The organism is Nostoc sp. (genome assembly GCF_036917655.1).
In the GTDB taxonomy this organism is placed as follows: Bacteria; Cyanobacteriota; Cyanobacteriia; order Cyanobacteriales; family Nostocaceae; genus Nostoc.
Genome location: NZ_JBALCY010000032.1, coordinates 108291 through 132029, shown reverse-complemented (window position 1 = coordinate 132029; position 23739 = coordinate 108291). Strand labels below are relative to the sequence as shown.

At 42.3% G+C, this 23739-nt stretch carries 22 protein-coding genes and 1 pseudogene; 10 read left to right on the top strand and 13 right to left on the bottom strand.

The features are described from left to right. Positions 1-1167: 1167 nt before the first annotated feature. From V7K30_RS14270 to V7K30_RS14230, 9 genes are all read right to left on the bottom strand, one after another. Positions 1168-3348 carry a CHASE2 domain-containing serine/threonine-protein kinase gene (locus V7K30_RS14270; RefSeq protein WP_335000153.1) on the bottom strand — a complete coding sequence of 727 codons (2181 nt, stop codon included), beginning with the start codon at positions 3346-3348 and terminating at the stop codon, positions 1168-1170. Between the two features lie 193 nt (positions 3349-3541). Next, positions 3542-5572, bottom strand: coding sequence for an FHA domain-containing protein (locus tag V7K30_RS14265; RefSeq protein ID WP_335000151.1), 2031 nt, complete (start codon positions 5570-5572; stop codon positions 3542-3544). Continuing rightward, positions 5569-5772, bottom strand: a complete 204-nt coding sequence (locus V7K30_RS14260; RefSeq protein WP_313931140.1) for a DUF6760 family protein — start codon at positions 5770-5772, stop codon at positions 5569-5571. The genes V7K30_RS14265 and V7K30_RS14260 overlap by 4 nt, the downstream gene beginning before the upstream one ends. After that, on the bottom strand, positions 5715-6185 hold the full coding sequence (locus tag V7K30_RS14255; protein WP_335000149.1) for a phage tail assembly protein: 471 nt from the start codon (positions 6183-6185) through the stop codon (positions 5715-5717). Before V7K30_RS14255 ends, V7K30_RS14260 begins: the two co-directional genes overlap by 58 nt. A gap of 38 nt (positions 6186-6223) precedes the next feature. Continuing rightward, on the bottom strand, positions 6224-6571 hold the full coding sequence (locus V7K30_RS14250) for a hypothetical protein (RefSeq protein WP_335000147.1): 348 nt from the start codon (positions 6569-6571) through the stop codon (positions 6224-6226). Positions 6572-6582: 11 nt separating this feature from the next. Then, positions 6583-7077, bottom strand: a complete 495-nt coding sequence (locus tag V7K30_RS14245) for a phage tail protein (protein WP_335000145.1) — start codon at positions 7075-7077, stop codon at positions 6583-6585. Between the two features lie 22 nt (positions 7078-7099). Then, positions 7100-7555 carry a phage tail protein gene (locus V7K30_RS14240; RefSeq protein ID WP_335000143.1) on the bottom strand — a complete coding sequence of 152 codons (456 nt, stop codon included), beginning with the start codon at positions 7553-7555 and terminating at the stop codon, positions 7100-7102. A gap of 119 nt (positions 7556-7674) precedes the next feature. After that, on the bottom strand, positions 7675-9336 hold the full coding sequence (locus V7K30_RS14235; RefSeq protein WP_335000141.1) for a phage tail sheath family protein: 1662 nt from the start codon (positions 9334-9336) through the stop codon (positions 7675-7677). Positions 9337-9366: 30 nt separating this feature from the next. After that, on the bottom strand, positions 9367-10206 hold the full coding sequence (locus V7K30_RS14230) for a Pvc16 family protein (RefSeq protein WP_335000139.1): 840 nt from the start codon (positions 10204-10206) through the stop codon (positions 9367-9369). 651 nt (positions 10207-10857) lie between these two features. Between V7K30_RS14230 and V7K30_RS14225 the strand changes: the two genes are divergently transcribed. From V7K30_RS14225 to V7K30_RS14190, 8 genes and pseudogenes are all read left to right on the top strand, one after another. Then, positions 10858-11976: a sensor histidine kinase gene (locus V7K30_RS14225; RefSeq protein WP_335000137.1), complete on the top strand. Its 1119-nt coding sequence runs from the start codon at positions 10858-10860 to the stop codon at positions 11974-11976. A 40-nt stretch (positions 11977-12016) separates the two neighbouring features. Then, entirely contained in the window at positions 12017-12697 is a 681-nt protein-coding gene (locus V7K30_RS14220; RefSeq protein ID WP_335000135.1) for a response regulator transcription factor, read from the top strand. Between the two features lie 136 nt (positions 12698-12833). Continuing rightward, complete coding sequence (locus tag V7K30_RS14215) at positions 12834-14966, top strand: substrate-binding domain-containing protein (protein WP_335000133.1); 2133 nt, start codon at positions 12834-12836, stop codon at positions 14964-14966. Then, a complete protein-coding gene (locus V7K30_RS14210) occupies positions 14944-15633 on the top strand; it encodes an FHA domain-containing protein (protein WP_335000131.1) in 690 nt (229 codons plus the stop codon). The genes V7K30_RS14215 and V7K30_RS14210 overlap by 23 nt, the downstream gene beginning before the upstream one ends. A gap of 381 nt (positions 15634-16014) precedes the next feature. Further along, positions 16015-16313: pseudogene (locus tag V7K30_RS14205) on the top strand (type II toxin-antitoxin system Phd/YefM family antitoxin). Further along, positions 16291-16491 (top strand): hypothetical protein, encoded by a 201-nt coding sequence (locus V7K30_RS14200; RefSeq protein WP_442941064.1) that lies wholly within the window; start codon positions 16291-16293, stop codon positions 16489-16491. The pseudogene V7K30_RS14205 and the gene V7K30_RS14200 overlap by 23 nt, the downstream one beginning before the upstream one ends. Continuing rightward, positions 16478-16648, top strand: coding sequence for a hypothetical protein (locus V7K30_RS14195; protein ID WP_335000129.1), 171 nt, complete (start codon positions 16478-16480; stop codon positions 16646-16648). The genes V7K30_RS14200 and V7K30_RS14195 overlap by 14 nt, the downstream gene beginning before the upstream one ends. A gap of 6 nt (positions 16649-16654) precedes the next feature. Further along, positions 16655-16849, top strand: coding sequence for a Txe/YoeB family addiction module toxin (locus tag V7K30_RS14190; protein ID WP_442941066.1), 195 nt, complete (start codon positions 16655-16657; stop codon positions 16847-16849). A 396-nt stretch (positions 16850-17245) separates the two neighbouring features. On the opposite strand, the gene V7K30_RS14185 is transcribed toward V7K30_RS14190, so the two are convergent. Further along, on the bottom strand, positions 17246-18925 hold the full coding sequence (locus V7K30_RS14185; protein WP_335000127.1) for an eCIS core domain-containing protein: 1680 nt from the start codon (positions 18923-18925) through the stop codon (positions 17246-17248). Between the two features lie 269 nt (positions 18926-19194). Between V7K30_RS14185 and V7K30_RS14180 the strand changes: the two genes are divergently transcribed. Beyond that, complete coding sequence (locus V7K30_RS14180; RefSeq protein WP_335000125.1) at positions 19195-19302, top strand: hypothetical protein; 108 nt, start codon at positions 19195-19197, stop codon at positions 19300-19302. 425 nt (positions 19303-19727) lie between these two features. Here the strand turns inward: V7K30_RS14180 and V7K30_RS14175 are convergent, their stop codons facing one another. The 3 genes from V7K30_RS14175 to V7K30_RS14165 all read right to left on the bottom strand — a co-directional run bounded on the left by V7K30_RS14175 (position 19728) and on the right by V7K30_RS14165 (position 22471). Then, a complete protein-coding gene (locus tag V7K30_RS14175; protein ID WP_335000122.1) occupies positions 19728-21119 on the bottom strand; it encodes an eCIS core domain-containing protein in 1392 nt (463 codons plus the stop codon). A gap of 419 nt (positions 21120-21538) precedes the next feature. Beyond that, positions 21539-21976 carry an NUDIX hydrolase gene (locus V7K30_RS14170; protein WP_335000121.1) on the bottom strand — a complete coding sequence of 146 codons (438 nt, stop codon included), beginning with the start codon at positions 21974-21976 and terminating at the stop codon, positions 21539-21541. A 21-nt stretch (positions 21977-21997) separates the two neighbouring features. Then, positions 21998-22471, bottom strand: a complete 474-nt coding sequence (locus V7K30_RS14165; RefSeq protein ID WP_335000119.1) for a hypothetical protein — start codon at positions 22469-22471, stop codon at positions 21998-22000. 299 nt (positions 22472-22770) lie between these two features. On the opposite strand from V7K30_RS14165, the gene folD reads away from it, so the two are divergent. Continuing rightward, positions 22771-23658, top strand: a complete 888-nt coding sequence (gene folD, locus V7K30_RS14160) for a bifunctional methylenetetrahydrofolate dehydrogenase/methenyltetrahydrofolate cyclohydrolase FolD (protein WP_335000117.1) — start codon at positions 22771-22773, stop codon at positions 23656-23658. Positions 23659-23739: the final 81 nt, after the last annotated feature.

The following is a 23739-nucleotide window of genomic DNA, read 5'->3' as shown; positions in this document are numbered from 1 at the left end:
GCTTGATTTTTATCACTAAAATATTTATTTGTATAGAAATTCTCATTTGAATAAGGTTCACGGGTAGGGACGTACATCTATCCGCCCCTAGAAGTATCCGCGTTCAACTGTGGTTAATTATTTATTTCTGTACCTTACTCATACAGGAACCGCTATAAATTTAAAATCAGTAAATATTAATCCTTTAATTTATTAATATTTGTTTTTATATAATTTGTCTACATTTATTAAAAAGATTATTTATATGTTTATAAATAATCTCCTAAAAATAGTTTTTCATAAACTTTCAGTATAATTACTAATGATGATTTTTCGATGCAAATACTTTACTAAGATAGCTTTACATTTAATTTGTCCAAGGTTCAATTCCAGGTAAAAGGTCAACGGTTTACAGCAAAGGAGTTGAAGCGACTGTTTAATGAGTTGGTTGAGAATAGTCTGGGCGTCTAGCTGGATGCCAATCCCATCAAAATTGCCCCAAATCAGACAGAATTCTTACACAGCAATGCAATTAGGTGACACAGGAGTGAACAGACAGTAGACAGACTTGCTCATAAAGAATCGAATTACCGAAAGTATCTTATGTTTTTTACCCAAGTAAAATTTGTGGGGCAGTATTTTACTTAGACATAAAAAAGTAAAATTTCCTTTGCAACGAGCGGTGGGTAGTTGGCAATACGGTTGGTTAAGCTCTAATTTGTAGTGAGTATAAAAAGAGTAAATATTTCTAATTTAGCTCTTTGCCTTCTATGTATTGGTTTGTTTGAGGGAAATTTGGCTCTAGTTTTTTTGACTAAACGAGGATTGCTTCTGCCTTCTCTGCGAGACGCTGCACGAACAGGTTTTGGAATTGCTCATCCAAAATTTCTATTCATCGCCAAGTGAAAAAAAAGGAATTTCTAGTGGTTGTAAGCGCTGAAATTTGGAAATAGCGCCACGGACAACATGAAGCCTACCAGTAAAACTTAATCGTAAAGGAAAAATATGAGCGCCTTGAGCAACTTAAAACATAAGCGAACGTACAGCCTAATGTCTAAGCAACCAGCCATAAATTTCTTGAAGAACTTCACGGGGATTAAGAGAACGGCTATGTGTCTGTGCGAGTACTTGTTCAATCGCAACTGAAGGAATAGCCTTTTCTATAGTCTCATTTCGTACCTTCTTTTACTAAAGACTTTCGAGAGTTTTGAGTACCTCTGCTGCTGACTGATATCGTAGAGTGAAGTCGAAATGTACCATTCTATTTAAAATAATAACCAACTCGTCTGTAGCGTCAGTTAGTTCGCGCCAATGTTGCCAAAACTGTTGATTGGCATCAGCTTCACTCTGGATAATTATTTCACCAGTATTTGTGTCTCTGCGAAATTCTCTCGGATCTACTCCAGTTAAACCTTGTATTCCCATAATTCCCAACGCATAAATATCGCTGTTGAGTTTTGGCAACCCGCTCATTTGTTCAGAAGGTGCATAACTAGGAGTGCCAATGGCAATGGTCTGAGCTTCTTGCTGCTGAGGTTGAATCTGCTTAACAGCGCCAAAATCAATTAAAACAATGTGCTGATCAGATTCTCGCCTAATTAAGTTACTAGGTTTGATATCTCGATGGATTACGCCATAGCTGTGAACAAAAACAAGCACGTGTAAAACTTCTTTGAGCATCTCCACAACTTCAGCTTGTTTTAGTCGCTTCCCAGAGGTTAACTCTTTGTCCATAGCGTGCCCTCGAACAAATTCTTGTACTAAAGAAAATTGCCGATTTTCTTCAAAAAAAGCTAGCAGTTGGGGAATTTGTGGATGCTTACCCAAAGTTTCTAAAATTTCTGCTTCAGCGTCGAATAGGCGTCTGACAACATTTAAATATTCTGCATCTTGGCGCGGAGGTCGCAACTGTTTAACCACACATTGCGGATTACCAGGACGCTGGATATCGTCAGCCAAATAAGTATTGCTAAATCCTCCAGAACCCAATGGTTGAGTAACTTTGTAGCGGTTGTTTAGTAGCGTGCCTAGTGCAATTTCTTGCCCAATAGAATCAGCAATTACCGTTGGCGCTTCATTTAAGGCGTTACCGCGTTGCCGTAAAAGACCTTGCAATTCTCCAATTAATTGTTGGTGTTCTTGAACCCGTTGAGTAATTTCTTGTTGCTCTTGCTTGGTTTGATAAGCGCTATAGGCAAGGACACTCCCGGCGGTAAATACTAACCCCAACGCCGGAGGTACTACTGGAAACCATCCAGCTTGGGTAAAAATGACAAAATTGGCTCCAAATAATACTACAAGGGCTGTTGCTCCTGCCAGTCCTAAACCTAGTGGATGTTGAATCCGCGATACCAGCAACCCACCAACTACAGTCCATCCCCATATCCAAAGGACTTTACCCCATTCAGGTAAAAACCAAAATAGAGGCTGTTTGTTAAGAACAGCACTAAGAATTTGACTAACGCTGTGGGCATGAATTTCAATTCCTGCCATTTTACCGGAATTATCTGACTTACCAGTAGCAAATGGGGTATTAAAAATATCATTTAAACTATTGGCTGTTGAACCAATTAAAACGATGCGGTCTTTCACTAAATCTGGTTTAACTTGATCTGAAAGTACTTCTGTAATAGTTACCTGCTGGGCTACCTGATGACCAGAACGGTAGTTAAACAGGATTTGATAGCCATTTGTATCCGCTTTCTGATAACCCCCAGCGTTACTTTGCAGGGGTTTAAATACAGTATTACGTAGTCGTAGTTCCTTTTTTGGGGTAAATTCTAGTTGGATGCCTCCGACTTCTAAGTACTTGAGTGCTAGTTGTAAGCTAAAAGAATAAGTACTTTGACAAGAATCGGACTCTTCTGCACTTACCAATAACAGGTTGCGGCGAATTGTGGCATCAGTATCTTCTACTACATCATTAAATCCTACTCGCTCTGCTTCAACCCCCTTTGGGGGCGCTATTCCCGGATTGTTAGAACCAGAATGTTTGCAGATAGGAATGATGATATCGCTCTGTTGTAGACGTTGCAATAGCTTGTCATGACCAGGCTGTACTGGTAAGTCACGAAAAATATCTAGACCAATGGCTCGCGGTTCATATTCTTCAAGTTTGCCCAACAACCGCTCTAGAAGTTCACCAGATAGGGGCCAATTCCATTTTTGGATATCTTTTTCAGTTAAAGCTACAATCAATAGACGAGAGTCTGGGCCTGGGTCGGCACGTAATTGCATCATTTGGTCGTAGACCTTCATTTCTAAAGGCTCGAAAACCCCAAGTTTTTGAATGCCCACTAGTAAAATTGTAGCGATCGCACTCGAAAAAATAACTGGCTGTCTAAATAAACTTTTTAAGTTTGCAACCATTTTTTTAAATAGGTTTTACTTTAAAATATACGTATATTTTTAGATTAATTTTTATTATTGAAATTATTCTACGCAATTTGCAATTTTTCAAAAAATATAGCAATCATATTTTACTTGTGAAAATCTCAATACTCAGATTCCCGATTTCTTCAAAAAATCGGGAATCTTGTTGTTTAAAAATGATTGATTCTGGCTATATTTGTTTAAGATAATGCACGATCGCCTCTGCTGTTGGCAAATTAGTTGCCAGTAAAACTTGATTAATAGTGCATAACCTTAGCAGTGCTTCTTCATTTGCTTGACCAGGCTGTGGTTGCAGCAAATCTCTCAGGAAAATAACTGCTAAAATTTCACCTGCTCCAACCAATGAAGCAATTGTTTGATATCCTCCAGAAGTTGGTGCGGGGGTTTGTTGACTAATAGTTATCCCCGCTTGTTGATGTAAGACTTCGCTAACAGATGGCCAGGTAATTGTAAAGCTCTGCGAGAAAAATTCATGATACTGAGAAACAAATTCAGCAAGTTCCGATTTTTTGCTTTCGTGAGCGATGAGTACTATGTTTCTTTCAATAATCACTTGCGGAGGCTCACTTATATTTGTTTCTTCTGGAGTTTCTTCAGATTGAGTTGCTTCTCCTTCAGAAACCTCTTCAAGAGTTTGACTGATGCTCTGAGTAGCTCCACTCTCTGTTGTTTCCAAAGATTGAATCTCATCTGAGTCAGAGACTTCACTTACTGGAACACCATCGCCAACATCTCCACTGACTTTTTCTGTAGTTGTATTGCTCAAATCAATGTATTGATTGTTCACAACTTCCCCAACAGTATTATCAGATGCAGTTGATGCTTCCGAAACTTCGCTTCTTGTTTCATCAACAGTATAACTAGGTTCTACTTCGTTAATATCTGCGCTGTCTTCTGCTGTGAATGATGTATCTAAATCTACCAGTTCATCATTGATATCTTGTGTAACTTGGCTCAATATTTCTGGCTGCTGAGTGTCCTTGTCTTCAGGAACTTCCTTGACAAATTCGCCCAAATCTGCATTTACTTCTTCTGCGACTGGTGTATCTAAATCTACTACTTCATTTTCATTATGAGTAGCTTCGGGAACGGTACTCTCCTCCTGAGATACTTGGTGGAAAATATCACGCGGCTGTACGGACGTAACTTCTGCTGCTAGTGCTGCCTCAAACTCTGCATCCTCATCGGAGGTAGATTCGGGAACGGTACTTTCCTGTGCAGGAACTTCGCTGAAAATATCACGTGGCTGAACGAAGGTGACTTCTGCTTCCAGTGCTGCCTCAAACTCTGCATCCTCATCGGAGGTAGCTTCGGGAATGGTACTTATCTCACGCCGCTGTACGAAAGTAGATTCTGCTGCCAGTGCTGCTTCCAAGTCTGCATCCTCATCGTGAGTGGTTTCTGGAAGGACACTTTCCTCTTCAGGAGTTTCAATAATGTTTTCAGGTGTAGCGATCGCATCATCAGCTACAGTAAAAGAAACTTCTGAGGCTTGGCTGACTTCTGGAACTTCTACTTCCTCTGCATCTGCGCTGACTTCTGGTGCAACTGATGCCCGCAAATCTACAACTTCATCATGGACATCGTGTGGAACTTCGCTGACTGCTTCTGGTGAGTGAATGATGTTTTCAGGGGCAATTGCCTCAACAACCGGGATGACATCATCAGGTTGAGTAGAAACTTCTGAGATTTCGCTGATTTCTGGGGAAGAAGCATTAATTTCAGGTGTTTCTACTTCGTAACTAATTGGCGCTGGAACTTCGTTGACTACTTCTGAGGCTGGATTAGCAACGTTGGAAGCGCTGACATTTTCAGGCGATCGCGATCGAGAAAACAGTGAAGGGTCTATAATTCTAAAAACTGTCTCTGGTTGTTCATAGGCGGGAGTAACTGCTTCCAAAATCAGAACGTAATCTGCAATCCTGATAACATCTCCATCACTCAAAGAATATGGTCGATCTTTTTCAGCCTGTTTCCCATTAAATATTGAGCCATTTCTACTGCCAAGATCAGAGAAGTAGTAATTTCCACTTTTAACAAAAAACTTAGCATGTACCCGACTAATATCAGGGCTGTCTAGGACTAAATCAGAATCAGGAGAACGACCTATTAACCATTCTCCTCTCGGTGTAGTTTCTATGGTAAGGTCAACTTCATTGACTTCACTTAGATTTTGTGAGTAGCTAACTTTTACTTTCATATTAATTTTTGGTTAATTTTATTGATTTCTGCTACCCAGCGCTGACGGGTAGTGTGTTCTAAGTTTAAAATATCATCTTGTGACCAGTGGAAATGATAAGCAATAAAAGCTACCTCCTCATATAAAGTATCAGAGGGGTAGCTTACGACTCCCCCGCTAGTTCTAGCTCCACTGAAAATTGAGTATTGCAGTGGGGACATTGTGTCGGAATGTGTACATTGCCTTGCTGATTAATTCGATTATAAAATTCTCGCAGATAGGCAATGTCATGTAAGAGCAGTCCTTCAAGTAAATCAGGACTAACAGAGTTAAAACTGCCCAAGCGTGTAATAACCCGTGCAAGCATCACCAATACGCCGTAAGCTGGGTTTTCCTGAACTCTGCGCTCTTGTTGCACCAAAATTTCATCTTTGGCGGTGGCTAAACGCATCACCCCATGACGATGTATTCGGTGTTCACCATCACTTAATCCTCTAGGAAGAGTGAAGGTAAATTCTGTACAGAGAGTATCCTTTTTACGGCGCATAGGTAATTTAATTTGGGAATTGGGAATTGGGCATTGGGCATTGGGCATTGGGCAATAATCAAAGTTCTTCTTCCCCGGCTCGCTCATCCCCCTCATCCCCCTATTCCCCATGCCCTATGCCCTATTCAATTATGAAGGAGTGGTTCGGGGGTATTTATTGTATCTTCTGGTATGGAAGTTTCGCTCTCCAATCCATTGATTCGACGATAAAAATCTTGGAGGTAATTTAAATCTTGGGAAAAAAAGTTTTCCACTATTGCAGGAGTCACTTCTGATAAAGCACCCAAGTGGGTAATCACTCGTGACAAGATAATAATTGTGGCATAAACGGGATTAGCTTTAACGCGTGGGTCACGCAAGGGTGCAATCTCGTCTATCGCCGTTGATAACCGCATTACACCTTTGCGGTGGAGGTTGCCTTCAGAGTCTAGATACCCCTTTGGCAGTATAAATTCAAACTCTGTTGCAAACATAGTCCTCCTGATTATTTCACGCGCTTAAATTCCTCAAAAGCAACCTCCACTTCCTCAATTTCGATGTCATGGCTGCGGGCGTTGACATCAGCAATTTTGTAACTTGCGGGCCAAGCACCGGCTAATTCAAATCTCGCTACTTCTTGATTTGCCTGATTATAAATAGACAAGGCAGCAAGTCTACGTTGTTCAGACCAATTACCCTTTTCGACTTTTTCAAACCACTTCCAAAAATCCATAGAGTTGGTGATACCTCTACGCAGAGTGAGATTACCACTCTGCGGATTGCTAGGAAGCTTAGTTCTCACCACCTGGCCTTTTGACTGCCCTTTTGTACCCCAGGTTTGAGAAGTTACTTCAGAAATTTCAATTGCCTCCTGTGTTCTTTTGAAGCCTTGACACTCCAAAAAGAAGCAATTGGCATCGTTTTGACCTTCTAGTGTCAGTTCTAAATAGAAGCGATGGGCTGTAAGAATTTCTGGAATTCGGCTTACGGATTGTACCACTGTTAATTACTGCAACCCCTAATTATTTGATCCGTTTAATTCCTTCGTGAACTAATTCAATGGTTTCATTCGCCATATCACCACCAGAGGCACTTAAGGTAGGGCCAGTGTATTTACAGGGATAACAATTGACAATGTTCCATCGTGCCTTTTCAGAGCCTTGTTGGTCGTAAGCAACCACCGAACCAGTCTTACGCTTTTCTTTCCACTTCCGAGGGTCACCCATGTCCTCGTTACAGTCTTGATACCATTTATAAAGGTCTATATCATCAGTGGCGATGACTTGTATTGTGATGTTGGTAAATTTAACAACAGTTGGTGTAGCTTGGCGCATTAGTTTACCGGCCTTAGATGATCCGTGGACATCTTGTGCTGGAGTATTCTCAACGCCTAGTCCACTAATCTCTTTGATGAATTTATCAGTAATTCCATCAGCCTCAAAGTAAAATTTACAAGAGGTTAAAAATTCGCCTGCCATACTTTTAGACTCCTTTGTGTGTAATTAATTTTGTGAATTGGGGATAAGGGAGTTAGGAGTTAGGAGTTAGGAGTTATAAAAATTCTTTGCCCAATGCCCAATGCCCAATGCCCAATACCCTACTCGCTATCTTCAATGCCATTCCATTGGCTGATGCGGAAAACAACAAACTCCGCTGGTCTGACCGGGCAAAGACCGACTTCAATGTACAAACGACCTAAAATCCTGGTTTCTGGCGGGTTCAATTCTTCATCACACTTAACATAAAATGCTTGTTCTGGAGATGCCCCAAACAAAGCGCCTTCACGCCAGATGCGTTCTAAGAAATTACTGACGGTACGGGTCACACGCGCCCACAAATCTTGGTCGTTTGGTTCAAAAACTACCCACTGAGTCCCCAGTTCTAGAGATTTTTCGATATAGCTAATTAGTCTACGTACACTGATGTAACGCCACTCTGTTTTATCTGGCTCAACCAGAGTGCGTGCGCCCCAAATGCGGATACCTCGGTTGGGGAAGCTGCGAATGCAATTTATTCCAAGGGGGTTTAATAGTTCTTGTTCGCGGAAGTTTGTGTCATAGCCCAAACCAATTACGCCTCTGGGAACTTCATTTGCAGGGGCTTTGTAAACTCCTCTGGTTTCGTCGGTGCGGGCCCAAACACCCATCACATGACCACAAGGAGGTACTAAAATTGGATTACCGCGATCGCGTGGATTAGGAACTTTGATCCAAGGATAATAAAGGGCCGCAAACATCGAACGACGATTAAATCTATTCAACCACTCCACTACTTGTTGAGGTTTGACGGCTTCCGGTGGCGAATCCAAGACAACCATCCGGTTGGGCGGATTGGGAATATCGCCACTGGCAGAACCCTCACACATACTAATCATCAGTTCGATGATGCCGTGGACTTGATCTAAATTAAGTACCTGCTCTTGATAAGCCCGCATCACATCAGGACAGGCTAGCATTGTGATTTCATCAACTTCAAAGATACCGCGTACCCCGGTGCGATCGTCTCGAACCCCTTCTAAATTTTGCGAAAATCTGTCGGGCGGAGTGGCGACAATGGGCGGCGCTAGTTCATATTGACCATTAACTGGACGGCGAGCTAAAGGCTGTCCGCTTTGAGTAATGTCTTCTACAGTGAGATACATAGAATTTCTCAATGCCGCCAGCGCATAAGTTGCTGCTTGAGCACCAGGCTCGCGGTTCATGGTCAAATTCTCGTATTGTTCTAAAAGCTCATCTCCTCGACGAATTTGGATGGTGAAGTATTCCCCTGTATTTGGAGGCGCTTCTCCTTCAGTACCTTCAGGTAGGGCGCGGGGCGAACCATCAATAATGACGATATTTACTAATCCGCCTGCTGCTTGCTCAGGGCGCAAAGTAAAGCGGAGGGCTGGACGATTACCTCGAGCGTTGATTCGTAAGTTAGCGGGTTCTGGAGTCGCGGGTTTGGGTGCGCCTGGTAACTGAGTACCGATGCTTGTCACCCAGCAGCGACCGCCACCATTCATAAAGTAGCCGTAGACTGAAAAGGGTAAATAGGCGTTAAAGTCGGTGAAACCATCAGAATTGAGACGGGCAAAATAATTGAGATATTGCGTCCAATTGGTCACTAACACGGGCTTATATAACTCAGCCCCACCGCGAACATCTTCTGTAAAGCCTACAAATCCGGCAACTGCTGTGCTAACACCTTCAATTGGTCGGCTACCTCGGTCAATTTCTTCAACATAGACACCAGGAGCAAAGTAATCAAGTCTAGCCATGAAAGTCTCTCCAAGTCAGTAAAAATCTAATTATTCAGGAGTTAGAAATATTTCTTTGAAAGTATGACTTTGGTTATCTACCAATGCATTGACGTTTTGGGGTAAATAGCCAGGATGATTCAGAGTCAAAACATAATTACCTAAATGAAGGTCTTCAAAGAAGAACAGCCCTTCTTTAGTGGTTAATAGGGACTTTTCAGTTCCCCTCACAGCCACTTCTGTCGCTACCAGCGGCAGATTTGTCACCGCACTTTTGACAATACCCGCGATCGCAACTCGCCTAGTTAAAACTAAACTGTCACTATCACGAGATAATTGATTTCGCAAATTGAAAATTCGCTTCCAAACCAAAGGTACTGAAGTAGGTTGTGGCTCGAAGGGGATTGTAACTGTCAAATATAAGGCTGAACGCAATGGCACACTGAGAGCGCTCCATAAAGAGCCAATCTCAATTGGCGGCTCTAGGGCAATTGTCATGTTCAAATTCCCATAGCCCCGTAATTCAGGAACCAAAAACTCCTCTTCCAAGGTGCGATGGCGCAACAGCACCGTCAACGCCTCACTGATAAAGTGATGCTCACCTAAAGCTGTTCTATCCCAGGCTGTTAATAGCAGTGAAACATCAAACCAAGCGGGTGCCCAATTTACAGTGACAGGTTGTAGAGCGCGTGTTAGCTTGCGTTCAACTTGCCTACCAGAATGTTGTACTTGCTTACTCTCACGGATATCATAAATGTATAAATTGAGAGTCGGGCCTGCTCCCTCTTCCCTTCGACTACCAGGATGGCTAAAGTCAATTTGCTCAGTACTGGTAAGTGAGGTTCCTCCAGCTAAAATTTCGGCTAAAGTTTGAAGAACGAAGATAAGCATGAAGGTGATGTGCTGGTAGCTAATCCAGATGCATCTACAGTATATGTATCAGCCTTCCAAAGTTAATTAGACTTTTGTCGATATTTTTGGATGGGGCATTGGGTATTAGTTAAGGTGAGTTCGATAAACCTCTCCCTGACTTAAACTAAAGTTCGAGTCTGTGCCTCTGGGAGTCGGAGAGGGACGGTTTTGCGTAGTAAAACCTCTAAGAAGTCTTTTAATTCAGCTAATTAGCCGAACACCACATGAGCCATCGAACTCACATTTAGTTAGTAGTTATTCTTCATCTCCCCCTGCTCCCTCATCCCAGTCCTCATCTCCCCCAGAATGATAATTGAGAAGCTTGGAGGATATTAGCTTATCAAGAATCCGAAAAGCAGCAACTTCAGTTTGTAGATTAGTCTGGAGCAGTTCTTAATTGAACGCACTACATTTTTTCTTCTGGATGGGCATCTTGCCACAATCCGCTTGGGTTAGTGAATACCTATATATACTTAGAAAAGTGAGATGTACGTGTGAATAGAAACTTAATAGTTTTTTGGATGAATATCTAACAAGATAACTTAACAAAAAAATAAACAATCCTGAGACTGCATAATTTTATACTGGTCAGCAGAATAGTAAAATTAGTTGCAAAAAGCGAGTGAAGCTATGACACTAAGCTTTTCTATACAAAAACTAGAAAATGGCTCGAATTATTTGAGTTCCTCAGACATCCAAAGCTTTTGTCAGCTAGAGTCTGAGCAGTTAACTAGTCAATATCCAATTTTTTTCGCTCGTATTGTCTATCATGATTGCTTACTGAGAGCTACTCAGGAAGTTATAAATTATGGTCAAGACCAAATTCCTTTTTCTCCAAAAACTTTAGCTTATTTGCGTTCAGAAGCATGGCTTACAGATTTTCCGCCTGCTTTGACTTTACATAAATTTAGACTTAAGGACTTTTCATCCATTTCTTACATTTGCCCCATAGGCTATAGAAATCAAAAACCTGAATACATTCAAATCATTACTCATGAACCTCTCTCAGAGAGTTTGCAATTATACGTAAAACGTTCTGCTATACTCATGAGTAAGTATGTAGATATTTACTTAGACTATGGAAGACAAAAAACTGAAATTCAACTCCTGGAAGATATCCTGCATCGAGTAGGACATCAATTGCGTAACTCTCTAGGACTTATAGGATTGTATGCACATAATCTATGCTTAGGCTTAGAGGATAGCCCTTGGCAAGAGCAAGCAACAATCATCGGCGAAAGCATACAAGATTTAGATACTAATTTAAATGAGCTTATTGATTGTGGGCAAAGTGCAAAATTAAGGGTAAAACTTCAAGATTTAAGAAGCTTGGTAGTTGAAAGTATCACAAATTTACAACCTCTAATTAATCAGAAAAAGCTTAATATATCGATTCCCGATACATCGACGATACTGAAGATAGACAGATTACAAATGAAACAAGTATTTGACAATATCCTTAGTAATGCTGTTCATTTCAGTCCTAATTCAGGAACTATTATCTGTAGCTGGCAAATTTTTCAAGATGAAGTTTTAATTAAAATATCAGACCAAGGGCCAGGACTATCTCAAGAGGATTTACAAAAAGTATTTACTCCCTTTTATTCCCGGCGTCGAGGAGGTACAGGACTGGGTTTAACTATTGCTAAAAAAATTATTCTGGATCATCAAGGAAGTATCTGGGCGCAAGTTTTGTCAGAAAGTGGAGCGCAATTTTCTATGATTTTGCCTCGACCAAGGAGTCGATAAATAATTTATAATTTATAATTCATGATTCATAATTAAAAAAATGACTAATGAACATAAAAAACTTTCAGTTCTGCTGGTAGATGACGAAGAACGTTTCCGCCAAGGGTTACGTACTCTCTTGAATTTTTATAGTATTAATTCTGCATTACCTGTAGAAGTTATGGGTGATGCAGATTCTGTTGAGCAAGTTTTAAAGTTTACAGCCAAAAAGAGTCCAGATTTAATTTTGCTGGATATGCAATTGAAAGGATGTGATGGGATTACAGTTCTGGCTCGTCTCAAAGAAACTGCTTATACTGGCAAGGTTTTAGTATTGTCGGCTCATCAAGAAGACGACTGGATTTTTAGAGCAATGCAGGCGGGAGCCGCAGGTTATGTGTTTAAAAATCGTTTGGCAACACAACTGTGTGAAGCTATTGATACTGTTACAAGGTCGGAAATTTATCTCCCTTCAGAGGTTGCTAGTCGATTTTTCCGGTTTTTTCAGGCTTATTCAGACTCTTGTGTGAAAGCATGTCATGAGGTACATTTAACCGAAAGAGAGCAAGAAGTTTTATACTGGTTAACTCAAGGTGCTTCTAATGAAGAAATCGCTAAACGTTTATATGTAACAGTTGCTACTGTTAAGGCGCATCTCACAAGTATTTTTGAAAAATTGAAGGTTACTAGCCGGACTCAAGCTATTGTGGCTGCCCTCAAGTTAGGATTAGTTCACGCTTGATAGCGATAGAAGGAATAGACGCAATTCACGAAACTGTTTGTAAGCTATTCCACATTTAACTTGTATATAGTCAGTAGTCAGGATGTTTGCCAACAGAAGGTTTTTCAGTTTGAATTTTGAATTTTGAATTGCTTATATGCCTTCATTTGAATCTTTTTATCAAGAATACCCCTGCTCGTACAATTCTCCCTTAAATTGCGATCGCCCCTTCCAAACGGCGCAGCAAATCAAGGGCGCTAAGTTTTGCTTGGAATGTGGTTTTCCAGCAACTTTACCGCAGGAGGCTGAGATTAAAGGGAATCAGGGGACTTATCAAATAGCTAGTTTTGTTGGTGTACGGGGTTTAGGCCGCTTATATTCAGGTATCCAACTCAAGGACAAACAGCCTGTAATCATCAAAGAATACCTGCTACCCAATCGTTCTTTTAATGAAAGCGAGACTCTGAAGCGAAAAGAGACTTTCAAACGGGTGGGTGGGGTAAGTTTAGGCGATAGTAGAATTCAAAACTTCCGTCTTGTCGAAACTAAAGAAGCGATCGCTGATCAAAAAGGAGAACGCTGCTATTTAATCACTCAAGGAATAGAGTCATCCCAAACTTTAGGTAAATATCTCATAGAGAAGGGAGCAATGACATCTCCTGAAGTGCGTGAGGTTCTAAATCAAGGTTTGCAAACTCTCCAGTTTCTCCACACCCAAAAGCTGCGTTTTCCCTCAAATCAAATCCAACTGGGTATCACTCACGGCAACATCAGTTTAGATAGTACTTTGATTAAAGTAGAAAACAATCAAAAGTTCTCTATATACTTTTGTGATTTAGCTATCTGGGAAAACTTATTTATTCCACCGATTATTGCTCAACCCGCCCCCGCCAGACCTGAGCAAGATTTAAAATCATTAGGATTGGTAGCCTTTTCTTTATGGGCAGGACGGACAACTAATTTTTCATCTAACCAGCCTCTCGATCCTAGAGATAATCAACAATGGCCAGATACCGATAGCCATTTAAAGCAGTTTATTTATCGTTTAATGGGGCTGGAAACTGCTTTCGAGAGTGCGGAAGTGGCTCGTCAAGCACTGCTGGAACTACCCAAAGAAGATCAGGCCAAAAGTTCAGTGCGTTCGCCAGCTTCTCAAGAAAGAGAAAAGCGTTTGCCAATGCCCTTAATTCTGCTAGTAATTCTGGCTTTATTACTACTTGGCGGGGGAATTTGGTATTGGCTTTGGGGTAAGAAAACAGATAGTCCTAATCAATATATACAATGGTCTGGACTTCTGCGGAATTTCTCAGAAGTCCCCAACGTTCCTTCTGGACAATTTACTTACACAGGAGAAAAAGACAGTACATGGAGTTATGTTTTAACACAACCAGTAGACAACAGTCGTTTAGGAGATTTATTGACCAGACCAAAGTCAGATGCAACAGCAACATTTAACTATGAATCTGTTTTGTCATCAAATGTAAATAATCCGATTAAAAGTATCGAAGAAGTCCAAACAAACAAAAAAGATTTTGCAATTACTAGTTTAGTAGATCAGATTACAGATAAACTTGCTAAGAAACCAGTTGCTTATGATGGGTTACTTGTTTTTGTAGCATTTAATAAGAGAGACTCAAATCTTGCTAATGCTCTTGGGGGGCAAATAAGTCTTGAGCAATTGCGTCAAATTTACACAGGTAAAATTACTAATTGGCAGCAAATTAGTCCCAAACTTCCAAATCTGACTTTGAAACCTTTTGCCCCAACTGAACCGGAAGCAATCAGTAAATTTCAAGAAATAGTTCTCAAAAACGCCCCTCAAGACGAAGCTTTATTTAAAGCGAAGGTTACTAAACTTGATACAACAAAAACCCAAAATCAGATCCGCAGCGAGACTCTAGAAGGGCGAACCACTGGTATTATTAGTTTTGGCATTATCAGTAAAACTTCGAGTCAGTGTACTGGCTATCCGCTAGCGATCGCAGATGGCAAAAAGTCGGCTATTCAACCTCTGTTTCAACGGCGCGATCGCCGCTCAATTAATCCCTCAGATGATTTGTGTCAACATGATGATTATTATGTTGATGTCACAACTTTCCAAAGCTACCCTTTGGGATACCCTATTTTTGTAGTGTACCCTAAAGACAGCAGCCGCCTGCCTGGTGGTTCTACATTTGCCCAGATGCTAACCACTCGTCAGGGTCAGTGTTTACTTAGTAAAGTAGGTCTTGTAGCTTTACAACCTATGCCTGATGATATAAATTCCTATGCCTGCAAATCGGTGCCCTAATCCCAGTTGCGAATATTTTAACCGCGCCCTGCCTAACAATGCTAAGGTTTGTCCCTGGTGTTCCACTCCTATAGGTAATGTAGTTTCCCCTACACCACAACAACCTAGTCAACCACCGCCCAATCAACAACAACCTAGTCAACAACCACCTAGTCAACAACCGCCTAGTCAACAACCACCTAGTCAACAACCACCTGTTCAGTATCAGCGGCCACCAACAGACCAACCTAACTACCAAGTTCCCCAACAAGCTCCTGTTGATTATTCAACAGTCTATCAGCCACGGGTTTCTTATCCACCAACACCGCCTGTTTATACTCCCCCGCCTCAAAGAGCGCCAGTTTTAAAGCTGATTCATACCACGGGAAGAGAATTTAACCTCGTTGGGGAAGGAGGTTATATTGGTCGCCGCAGTCAGAGTCCAGGAATAGCGCCGCCAGAAATTGACTTGACCGGCATCCCCAATGAAGGAATAGTTTCTCGTCGTCATGCGCGAGTCGATTGGGACTGGTCGCAAAATGCATACATGATTGTTGATATGAGTACGAATGGTATTTATTTAAACAACAATCCCCTTACTCCTGGTATGCAATATCGCCTGATTAATGGCGATTCAGTGCGATTTGGTCAGGATAATCTAGTTAATTTCACTGTATATGTTGTGTAATTAAAAAGCTTTAGCTAATGGATTAGGTTTGCTAAAAGCTGTCAGATTTCATGGGGTAGTTGGTAGGTTATCAACCAATACGCTTGGGTTAAGGATAATTGTAGGTTAAGGTTTTTGGCTTTAACCCAAGCGTATTGGGTTATCAACTACCCTTCAATTTTGGCACAGACGCGTAGCGGTGAGGGGGTCGCAGTCTTCTCCTCTCCCTTGGCGCTAGCCTCTCCCTTTGGGAGAAGGGGAGACACCAAAGGCGAACGAGCGTCTTGCGAACCCCCGAACCCGGAGGGCTTGTCGTTAGACACCGCTTCCTCAAGGTCAGTAGAATTTTTGCTAGATGATTAATAGTTGATAATATATGTACATAATTATGTACATCAACTAATGTTGCCTTACAAAATCACATCCCCAACCGATGCGAGAAATGACTTTTTTAAGTTGTTAGAACTGGTAGTAGAAAACATCAGGTGTATATTATCAACCGCCGTGATGCTGAAAATGTAGCCTTGATTGCTGAGTCAGATTTGGTGAGTTTGCTTGAGACGGTTTATCTTTTGCGATCGCCTACTAATGCGCGTCGTTTACTGGATGCAATAGAAGAGTCAAAAACTGGCAAAATCCAACCTCAAGCGATCGCAGAACTTCAGCAGGAGTTGGGGATTGAGCAAGAAGAAGAAAAATAAAGCTGAACCTGGTGAAATTAAACCAGTTATTGTTAATCGAAGTCGTGGTTTTAGTTCTAAATTCAAAGAAGATTTAGCTTGGTGGTTTAAGCAAGATTTCCATAAAGCATCGAAAATATTAGATTTGGTTACGGCTGTAATGCAAGACCCATTTGAGGGTATTAATGAAGAGTGCTGAGTTCCGAGTTCCCAGTGCTGAGTTAAAAGACCGCCCACAAGGAAGGGGCGGGGTATCAACCAACTCAGGAATAGAAAGATTCCGCCACGCCACTTACTCCTCTTGGCTACAAGCCAAGACCGCAGTGGCTCCACAAGGGGCAGGGCTTTTACCATAAGGCAAAATTACTGAGTACTCTTCTTACTCAGCACTCAGCACTCAGCACTCAGCACTCAGTACTGAGTATGGTAAATCGGAAGCTTTGAAATATATGGATGCAGATATTTGGTCGCGGCGAATTGATTTAGAGCATCGGCTTGTATATCGGGTGGGAAACGCTCAGATTGATTTTCTGACTTGTCGGTATCACTATGAATAATGGCTGATTAACTACCCTTACATAAAACTTATGCAAAGCTGCCTAAACCAGACTTTTCTATTTCAGATAACTACTAGGGCTTTGAAATTTACTTCCTGCTTCACCCTAGCAACGTCGGAGTTAACTAGTCCACAGGCTAGGGCGTGTTTTCAAACTCGTTGTATCCTAAAAAACAGGCGATCGCAGACCAGACACATTTAAGTTTTCTATAACAACTGTGCCGTGGTTCTTAGAGGTTGTTTGAAAAGTGGTTGGCTGTGATTTTAGGCACTTATTGATCCCCTCTAACCCCACTTAAAAAGGAGAGAATTGGAATCAAAGTCCCCCAATTTATCGGGGGATTTAGGAGGATCTAAAACGTTTTACTACCGACAAGAGGACTTTTCAAACATCCTCTTAGCCAGCCCTAAGTATTGTTGGGATAAACTCATGCTCTATTATCTTGTTATTATCGCACGTTAGTCGCTGCACACCCATTAGCCACTGTTGCGACCCCTGTAACCCGATTTTGAACTTAACTGTGCGGGATTTATACCCTTGTGTTATTGTGATCTGCGGCGGATCAAGAAATATTGCCGTGAGCGACTTACCTGGATCTACAATCATGTCCTTAGTTCCCCGTACGTAGCTACGGAAAGTATTAGAATTTGGACTCTTTGCGTACTGATCAACCGATTCTGTTTCCGTAGTCCTATTGCCGCCGCTGTCTGTCGTGATCTTTGTTATTTCCTCAAAATATTCCAGTGGTGGCGGTGTCATAAGGCGCAATCTTTTCTGCGATTTGTTGTACCATCTGATATTTATATATAAATTATGCCCAAATTGCCTGTCCGTTATGATATCGCTAGGCTGCATCGTCAGGATATCTAACTCCATGTATTTTTTCCAGTCCTCCCCGTTCACCTGTATTTCTTGTATTTCATTGCCACCGTTATCTATATTGCCACCGTCTTTGGAAAAGAATTTTTTAACCTTTTTAAAAGGGTTACGCTGGATTACTGATGGATACTCAGAAGGGGAGTTAAGAAGGGCTTCAGCTTGTATCTTGTTTTTTTTAATCCCCTCGTCAGGAAGCGATTTACGCCCAAGCGCACTACCATTTTGTTGGACAACGTGAGTTAATTCATGGGCAAGTAATTCCTTCCCTCCATGACTCCCTGGACTATATTCTCCTTGACGGAAGAAGATATCCTGTCCTGTGGTGAAAGCACGCGCTTCGACAGATTGGTTGAGCTGATCAGAGCGGTTATCTGTGTGGATTTTCACACCGCTGAAGTCAGTGCCAAACGCCTGTTCCATTGGTTGGCGGATATCGTCTGAGAGTGGCTGTCCACCTCCACGTGCCTGTTGGATTGAGGTTTCCAGGTCGGAGGTAGCTGCTACTCCACCACCTTTACGCTGCACCACAGGAGTAATGGAATTTGCCAGGGATTTCATTTGTAATTCTTCCTCCTCTGGCAATGCTTCCCTTTGGATAGACTGGCGATTTCCTGGCTCGCTCATCCTCTGCATTACCTGCTGTGCTGCTCTATCAGCTTCCTGCTCGTAAACGTCTCCTGGCTGGTTAACTGTGAGTCTTGTTTGTAAACGCAGTGACATTCGACTAATGTCGTGGGTAAGAGGTTTGTTTGAGGGTTGCACCCCAGTAACTGCTTGAGGCGAAGCAGTAAGGGGCTTCATTTGTAATTCTTCCTCTTCTGGCAATTCTTCCCGTTGCAGTGAAATATTGGAATCCGGCAGGGATTTCATTTGTAATTCTTCTTCCTCTGGCAATTCTTCCCGTTGCACAGATTGTTTATTTACAGGTTCGTTCATCGTCTGCATTACCTGCCCTGCTACTCTATCAGCTTCCTGCTCGTAAACATCTCCTGGCTGGTTAACTGTGAGTTTTGTTTGTGGGCGCAGTGATATTCGGCTAATGTCGTGCCCTAGAGGTTTGTTAAACCGCACCTCACTCGCCGCTTGAGATGAAGCACCAAAGGACTCTAAACCAAAGCCGCGTATCGGTTGTTTGAGTGTAGGTATTGAGAAGGAAGCAGTGGTAGCTTTTTTGGGCTGGCCTATGCGTTCTCTCATTTTTTTCTCCTGATGGCCAAGCAGTAGGTGGATGAATATTTTGCTGATACCAACATCTAGAGTACAGCGATCGCACTCATCAAGCAATTTACCCAAAGTCTAAATTTTCGGGAAATATATATCTATAGTATGGGGAGTATCGGGTATCGCCTACGGTCGCCATAGGCAAAGCGCCCTTACAAGTGTCGTGTCAAAAACAGTTAAAAAATGAGCAATGTTTCTGGAACATCATTGTTTCAGTAAGTTATTGAAGTCATGGACAAAGGGTTGTGATTCCTATTCATTCGGGAAAAGACCTAAAACAAGGAACTCTAATGGGTATGATTCAGGATATTGGTATTAACAAGGAAACGTTCTTTGAGTTATTGGGAAAATAATAGGTTCTAATCGCTTCGATTGGGGTTTGGTTGATGCCGTACTCTCACCGCTAACCACCCTACAAGATCGGCGATCGCACTACAAGAGGGGTAGGGTGGGCAATTTATGATTATTTGACAATTTCATCATGAATTATGTCCATTTGCCCAACCTAAAAGAGATGCGATTGCACTACTGCCTTTCCTGAAGTAACTTCCGCCTTCACGTTTGGGTGTTTCGCGCAATCTATAGCAACTTCTGCCTTCTCTGAAGCTATGTAGGGTGCGTTAGCAAAGCGTAACGCACCGCACCACACCACACCCCAACTCTTCTAAATATCCCAAATACTGTTAAGCATTTCTGGAATTTCAATTCTCCCCCAATTTGGCGGATAAATGTCTTATACTTGCTCGGTTGTATTCTATGCAGTTGTTTCTGTGTACCTTTATTTCTTTACCTTTATCTTCTCTTTGCGAATTATCGCCACCAAAATCCGGTGGTTTCCCTGATCAACCGTTTGTCCGGATACCTTGATCGCTGGCCATGAATCAGCAGGTGAGTTGCTTAGGTCAAGCACCCTCTTCAATGTATCTGCCGCCCGGTCTTTCTCGTAAACTTTCAACTCCTCATTTTTTGCTTTCTCATTTAGTTTTTGTATTAGCATCTCTATCGATTCGACTCTACTATACTCCTGGAGGTCATCCCTCAGATTCAGAACGAATTTGTTCGGATCCACAAGCTCTACTTCCTCTTCCTTCTTCTCTTCCTTCGCTCCTCCCTTTCCTTCTCCCAACTGTACTTCTGTTTGCTCAAAGTCCGCATTCTCGGTGTAGTAATATTTTTCTTCCGATTCATATCGCACCTTCGTTCCCTTCAGCGAACCAGTGAGAACCATAAACTCCCCAAGATCCAATTCCTCCAACTCCACCCCTGTTAAATCGTCTACATGCGTCCCACCCTCTTTTCCTTCTTTTTTTTCTGGCTTCCTCTGGACTTCGCCCAGATGTTTATATATCGTTGGTCGGTTGGTTCGCTGCACCGCCCCCCCATTTTGCTGCACAACATGGGTCAACTCATGCGCCAACAACTCCTGTCCCCCGCGACTCCCAGGATTATATTCTCCCTGCCGAAAGAACACATCATGTCCCGTCGTGAAAGCCCGCGCCTGAATTGACCGATTCAACTGGTCAGACTGACTATCCGTGTGAACCTTCACCCCACTGAAATCAGCGCCAAACGCCCGTTCCATCGGATGGCGAATATTCTCCGCCATCGCCTGTCCCCCACCCCTTGCTTGGTTAATCGACGCTTCTATGTCTGGCGCAGCAGCCATAAGAGCCTGACGCTGCACCATCGGCTTCATTTGTAATTCTTCTTCATCCTCTGGCGCTTCTTGTCGTTGAAGTGTGTTATTGTCCAGAGATTTCATTTGTAATTCTTCTTCTTCCTCTGGCATTTCTTGACGTTGCACTAAAGGCGTGATGAAATTTGCCATCGGTTTCATCTGCAATTCTTCCTCTTCTGGCAATGCTTCTCGTTGGATAGACTGACGATTTACAGGCTGCCCCATTCTTTGCATTACCTGCTGTGCTACGCTATCAGCTTCCTGTTCATATTTATCCCCAGGCTGGCTAATTGAAAGTTTTGCTTGGGGACGATGCAGTGACATTCGACTAATGTCGTGCGTCAGAGGTTTATGAAGTGGTTGCACCAATGGAACTGCTTGGGGTGAAGCTTGTGAGGAATCTAAACCAAAGCCGGGTATGCGGTGTTTCAGAGATGGTATTGAGAAGGAAGCAGTAGTAGCTTTTTTGGACTGGCTTACATGTTCTCTCATTTTTTTCTCCTGATCCCCAAGCAGTAGGTGGATGAATATTTGCTGGTTCACACATCTAGAGTACAGCGATCGCACTTTTAACACAATTCATCAAAAGTCTAAAATCAAGCTGAAATCATCTTGGTTATTCTCAGCGAACAGTTGCAATGAAGGTTATTTGAGCGCATATCAGATCGCTTGATCGTATCCTTGGGCCACCAGTGAAAATTTATCGCGCTCGAATTGCTTGAATGCCTCGTGAGCAATGTGAGGCTGACCCGTCATTTGTTACCTCCTTCCCTCTTTTCGGGATATACATATGGATTTGTACCCAATGGTAAGCAATGTGTAGTGGATCACTTTGTTAACGCCCCATTGGAGCTAGGCGATCGCTTTTTTAGTAATCACACAATTAGCGATCGCGTCCGTTACTTTGATACTTATGGCTGTTGCTTTTTGTCGATAAAATCCAAGATAATTCGCTGATGCACATTCCCTAAAGGTCGCACTTCGCCAGCGTTTTGCGAATAACAGTTACCTTGATGAATATCTTCTGGAGTCAATAACCCCATATCCCAACCTTCATTCAAAACCAGTTGATTTAATTCCACCAAGAGTGGTGCATGAAAGACATGACGGACAACTCTTTGGTCGGTATAACAGCCAAATTCAACAAATGGTGGTAAATCATAGCCGATTTCTTCTAAAATTTCTCGCTTCACTGCTACTTCTGGCGTTTCACCAGGTTCGATATGACCGCCAAATATCCCCCAGTAACCAGGGTAGAGAATACCGGGGATGTTGTCGCGCAGTTGCATGAGAAACTTGTTATTTTGGTAAAGAATTGCGATCGCTACATGCACCGGTTGATTATTCATATATTCATTTTTAATTGCTGATTACTCTTCTTCTAGATAAACTTCCCCCAATTCTTTACCAGCTAAGGGGATACTTCGGTAGCGAACTTTACCCTTAATCACCACTTGTGCCCCCTTGGCCAGATTCTTTTGATTGGTAACAACCCAAATTTTGCCCGTCGAGTCATTAATTTGATAAGCCCACTGCTTCATCAGAGGAGCTTGCTTTTCCACCTGACCTTGGATGTAAACTATAGCCTGATTGTCTTGTTTTAGTTTAATTTCTCGAATTGGGGTGACATTGGTGCCAATTTTTAAGTTAACCCCATTCAACCCAGACGAAGGCAAACTACCACAACTACAAAGTCCCACCACCAAGAAAAAAATCAACCCCAGGCGGTAGGGAACAATGCTGTGTCCGGACAAGAACGAAAAGGAGAAATTTCTGGCTTGTTCCATGAAAGCCACCGATTGAGCAAATTTTTGCGCTACTGTTTGCTTTGTCGCCAGTTTCATTAGGTCAGTTCCCATCTATAATGTTTTCTTCGGTTGCAGAAACACGCTCTCAACTGAGCAAAAAATGTTCCGATTTCATCCATAATTTTTATATTCTTCAGATAACGTCGTTGATCTGAGAAAATAAACATTATGGATTTACTGTGAGAAAAACGCTACGACATCAAACAGGTACACAATAATAGTTAAAAGTCAATAGTCAAGAATCAATATTTTCACTCTGGATTTTGGACTGTTGACTCCGCCTAGACCAGAAGCGGCTGAATTTTGACAAAAGGCGAATATAGCTGGGAATTTTCATGGAAACAAAAACTGCCAAACTCCTTGATGGTAAAGCAATAGCAGCAAAAATTCAGCAAGAACTTTCTATTGCCATCACATTATTACAACCCAAAATTGGGCGACCCCCTGGTTTAGCGGTGCTGATGGTTGGCGATAATCCAGCGTCAGCTGCTTATGTACGTAATAAAGAAAAAGCTTGCGCTAAAGTTGGGATCACTTCTTTTGGTAAGCATTTTTCTGCCCAAACGACCTTTGAGGAGTTAGAAGAGGTCATAACTGCGCTCAACCACGATGAACGGGTGGATGGCATTCTTGTGCAGCTGCCCTTACCTAACCACTTGGATGCTGTGGCTCTGCTACATCAAATTGATCCCGATAAAGATGCTGATGGACTGCACCCAGTTAACTTGGGGCGACTAGTACGGGGAGAAACCGGTTTACGCAGCTGCACCCCAGCCGGTGTGATGCGACTGTTACAAGAATATGAGATTCCCTTGCAGGGAAAACAGGCAGTAGTAGTGGGACGCAGTATTTTGGTCGGTAAACCAATGGCGCTGATGCTCCTAGAAGCTGATGCCACAGTCACGATCGCTCACTCGCGATCGCATAATCTCAAAACCATCACCCAAAATGCTGATATTCTAATTGCAGCAGCAGGTCGTCCCGGACTGATCACTGCTGATATGGTGAAACCGGGCGCTGTTGTGGTAGATGTGGGAATGAATCGCGTCACCGATGCTAGTGGCAAAAGTCGCTTAATTGGCGATGTCAACTTTGAATCAACCGCTAGGGTGGCAGGATTTATTACCCCCGTTCCTGGTGGTGTTGGCCCGATGACTGTCGCCATCTTGTTGCAAAATACATTTGCCAGCTATTCTAGAGCAGCAAAAGAAGAAAGAGAGTGAGGAATGAGAAGTGATGAGTTAAAAGTTAAGAGTTATTAATCCCAACTCCTAACTCCCAACTCCTAACTCCTAACTCCTAAC

Excerpts from the sequence above, each read along its gene's own strand:
- V7K30_RS14175 (WP_335000122.1), bottom strand. The coding sequence starts at position 21,119 with ATGAGAGAACATGTAAGCCAGTCCAAAAAAGCTACTACTGCTTCCTTC.
- V7K30_RS14170 (WP_335000121.1), bottom strand. The coding sequence starts at position 21,976 with ATGAATAATCAACCGGTGCATGTAGCGATCGCAATTCTTTACCAAAAT.
- V7K30_RS14230 (WP_335000139.1), bottom strand. The coding sequence starts at position 10,206 with ATGCTTATCTTCGTTCTTCAAACTTTAGCCGAAATTTTAGCTGGAGGA.
- V7K30_RS14235 (WP_335000141.1), bottom strand. The coding sequence starts at position 9,336 with ATGGCTAGACTTGATTACTTTGCTCCTGGTGTCTATGTTGAAGAAATT.
- V7K30_RS14165 (WP_335000119.1), bottom strand. The coding sequence starts at position 22,471 with ATGAAACTGGCGACAAAGCAAACAGTAGCGCAAAAATTTGCTCAATCG.
- V7K30_RS14185 (WP_335000127.1), bottom strand. The coding sequence starts at position 18,925 with ATGAGAGAACGCATAGGCCAGCCCAAAAAAGCTACCACTGCTTCCTTC.
- V7K30_RS14210 (WP_335000131.1), top strand. The coding sequence starts at position 14,944 with ATGCCTGCAAATCGGTGCCCTAATCCCAGTTGCGAATATTTTAACCGC.
- V7K30_RS14255 (WP_335000149.1), bottom strand. The coding sequence starts at position 6,185 with ATGAGCGAGCCGGGGAAGAAGAACTTTGATTATTGCCCAATGCCCAAT.
- V7K30_RS14220 (WP_335000135.1), top strand. The coding sequence starts at position 12,017 with ATGACTAATGAACATAAAAAACTTTCAGTTCTGCTGGTAGATGACGAA.
- V7K30_RS14195 (WP_335000129.1), top strand. The coding sequence starts at position 16,478 with ATGAAGAGTGCTGAGTTCCGAGTTCCCAGTGCTGAGTTAAAAGACCGC.
- V7K30_RS14265 (WP_335000151.1), bottom strand. The coding sequence starts at position 5,572 with ATGAAAGTAAAAGTTAGCTACTCACAAAATCTAAGTGAAGTCAATGAA.
- folD (WP_335000117.1), top strand. The coding sequence starts at position 22,771 with ATGGAAACAAAAACTGCCAAACTCCTTGATGGTAAAGCAATAGCAGCA.
- V7K30_RS14250 (WP_335000147.1), bottom strand. The coding sequence starts at position 6,571 with ATGTTTGCAACAGAGTTTGAATTTATACTGCCAAAGGGGTATCTAGAC.
- V7K30_RS14270 (WP_335000153.1), bottom strand. The coding sequence starts at position 3,348 with ATGGTTGCAAACTTAAAAAGTTTATTTAGACAGCCAGTTATTTTTTCG.
- V7K30_RS14260 (WP_313931140.1), bottom strand. The coding sequence starts at position 5,772 with ATGTCCCCACTGCAATACTCAATTTTCAGTGGAGCTAGAACTAGCGGG.
- V7K30_RS14215 (WP_335000133.1), top strand. The coding sequence starts at position 12,834 with ATGCCTTCATTTGAATCTTTTTATCAAGAATACCCCTGCTCGTACAAT.
- V7K30_RS14225 (WP_335000137.1), top strand. The coding sequence starts at position 10,858 with ATGACACTAAGCTTTTCTATACAAAAACTAGAAAATGGCTCGAATTAT.
- V7K30_RS14240 (WP_335000143.1), bottom strand. The coding sequence starts at position 7,555 with ATGGCAGGCGAATTTTTAACCTCTTGTAAATTTTACTTTGAGGCTGAT.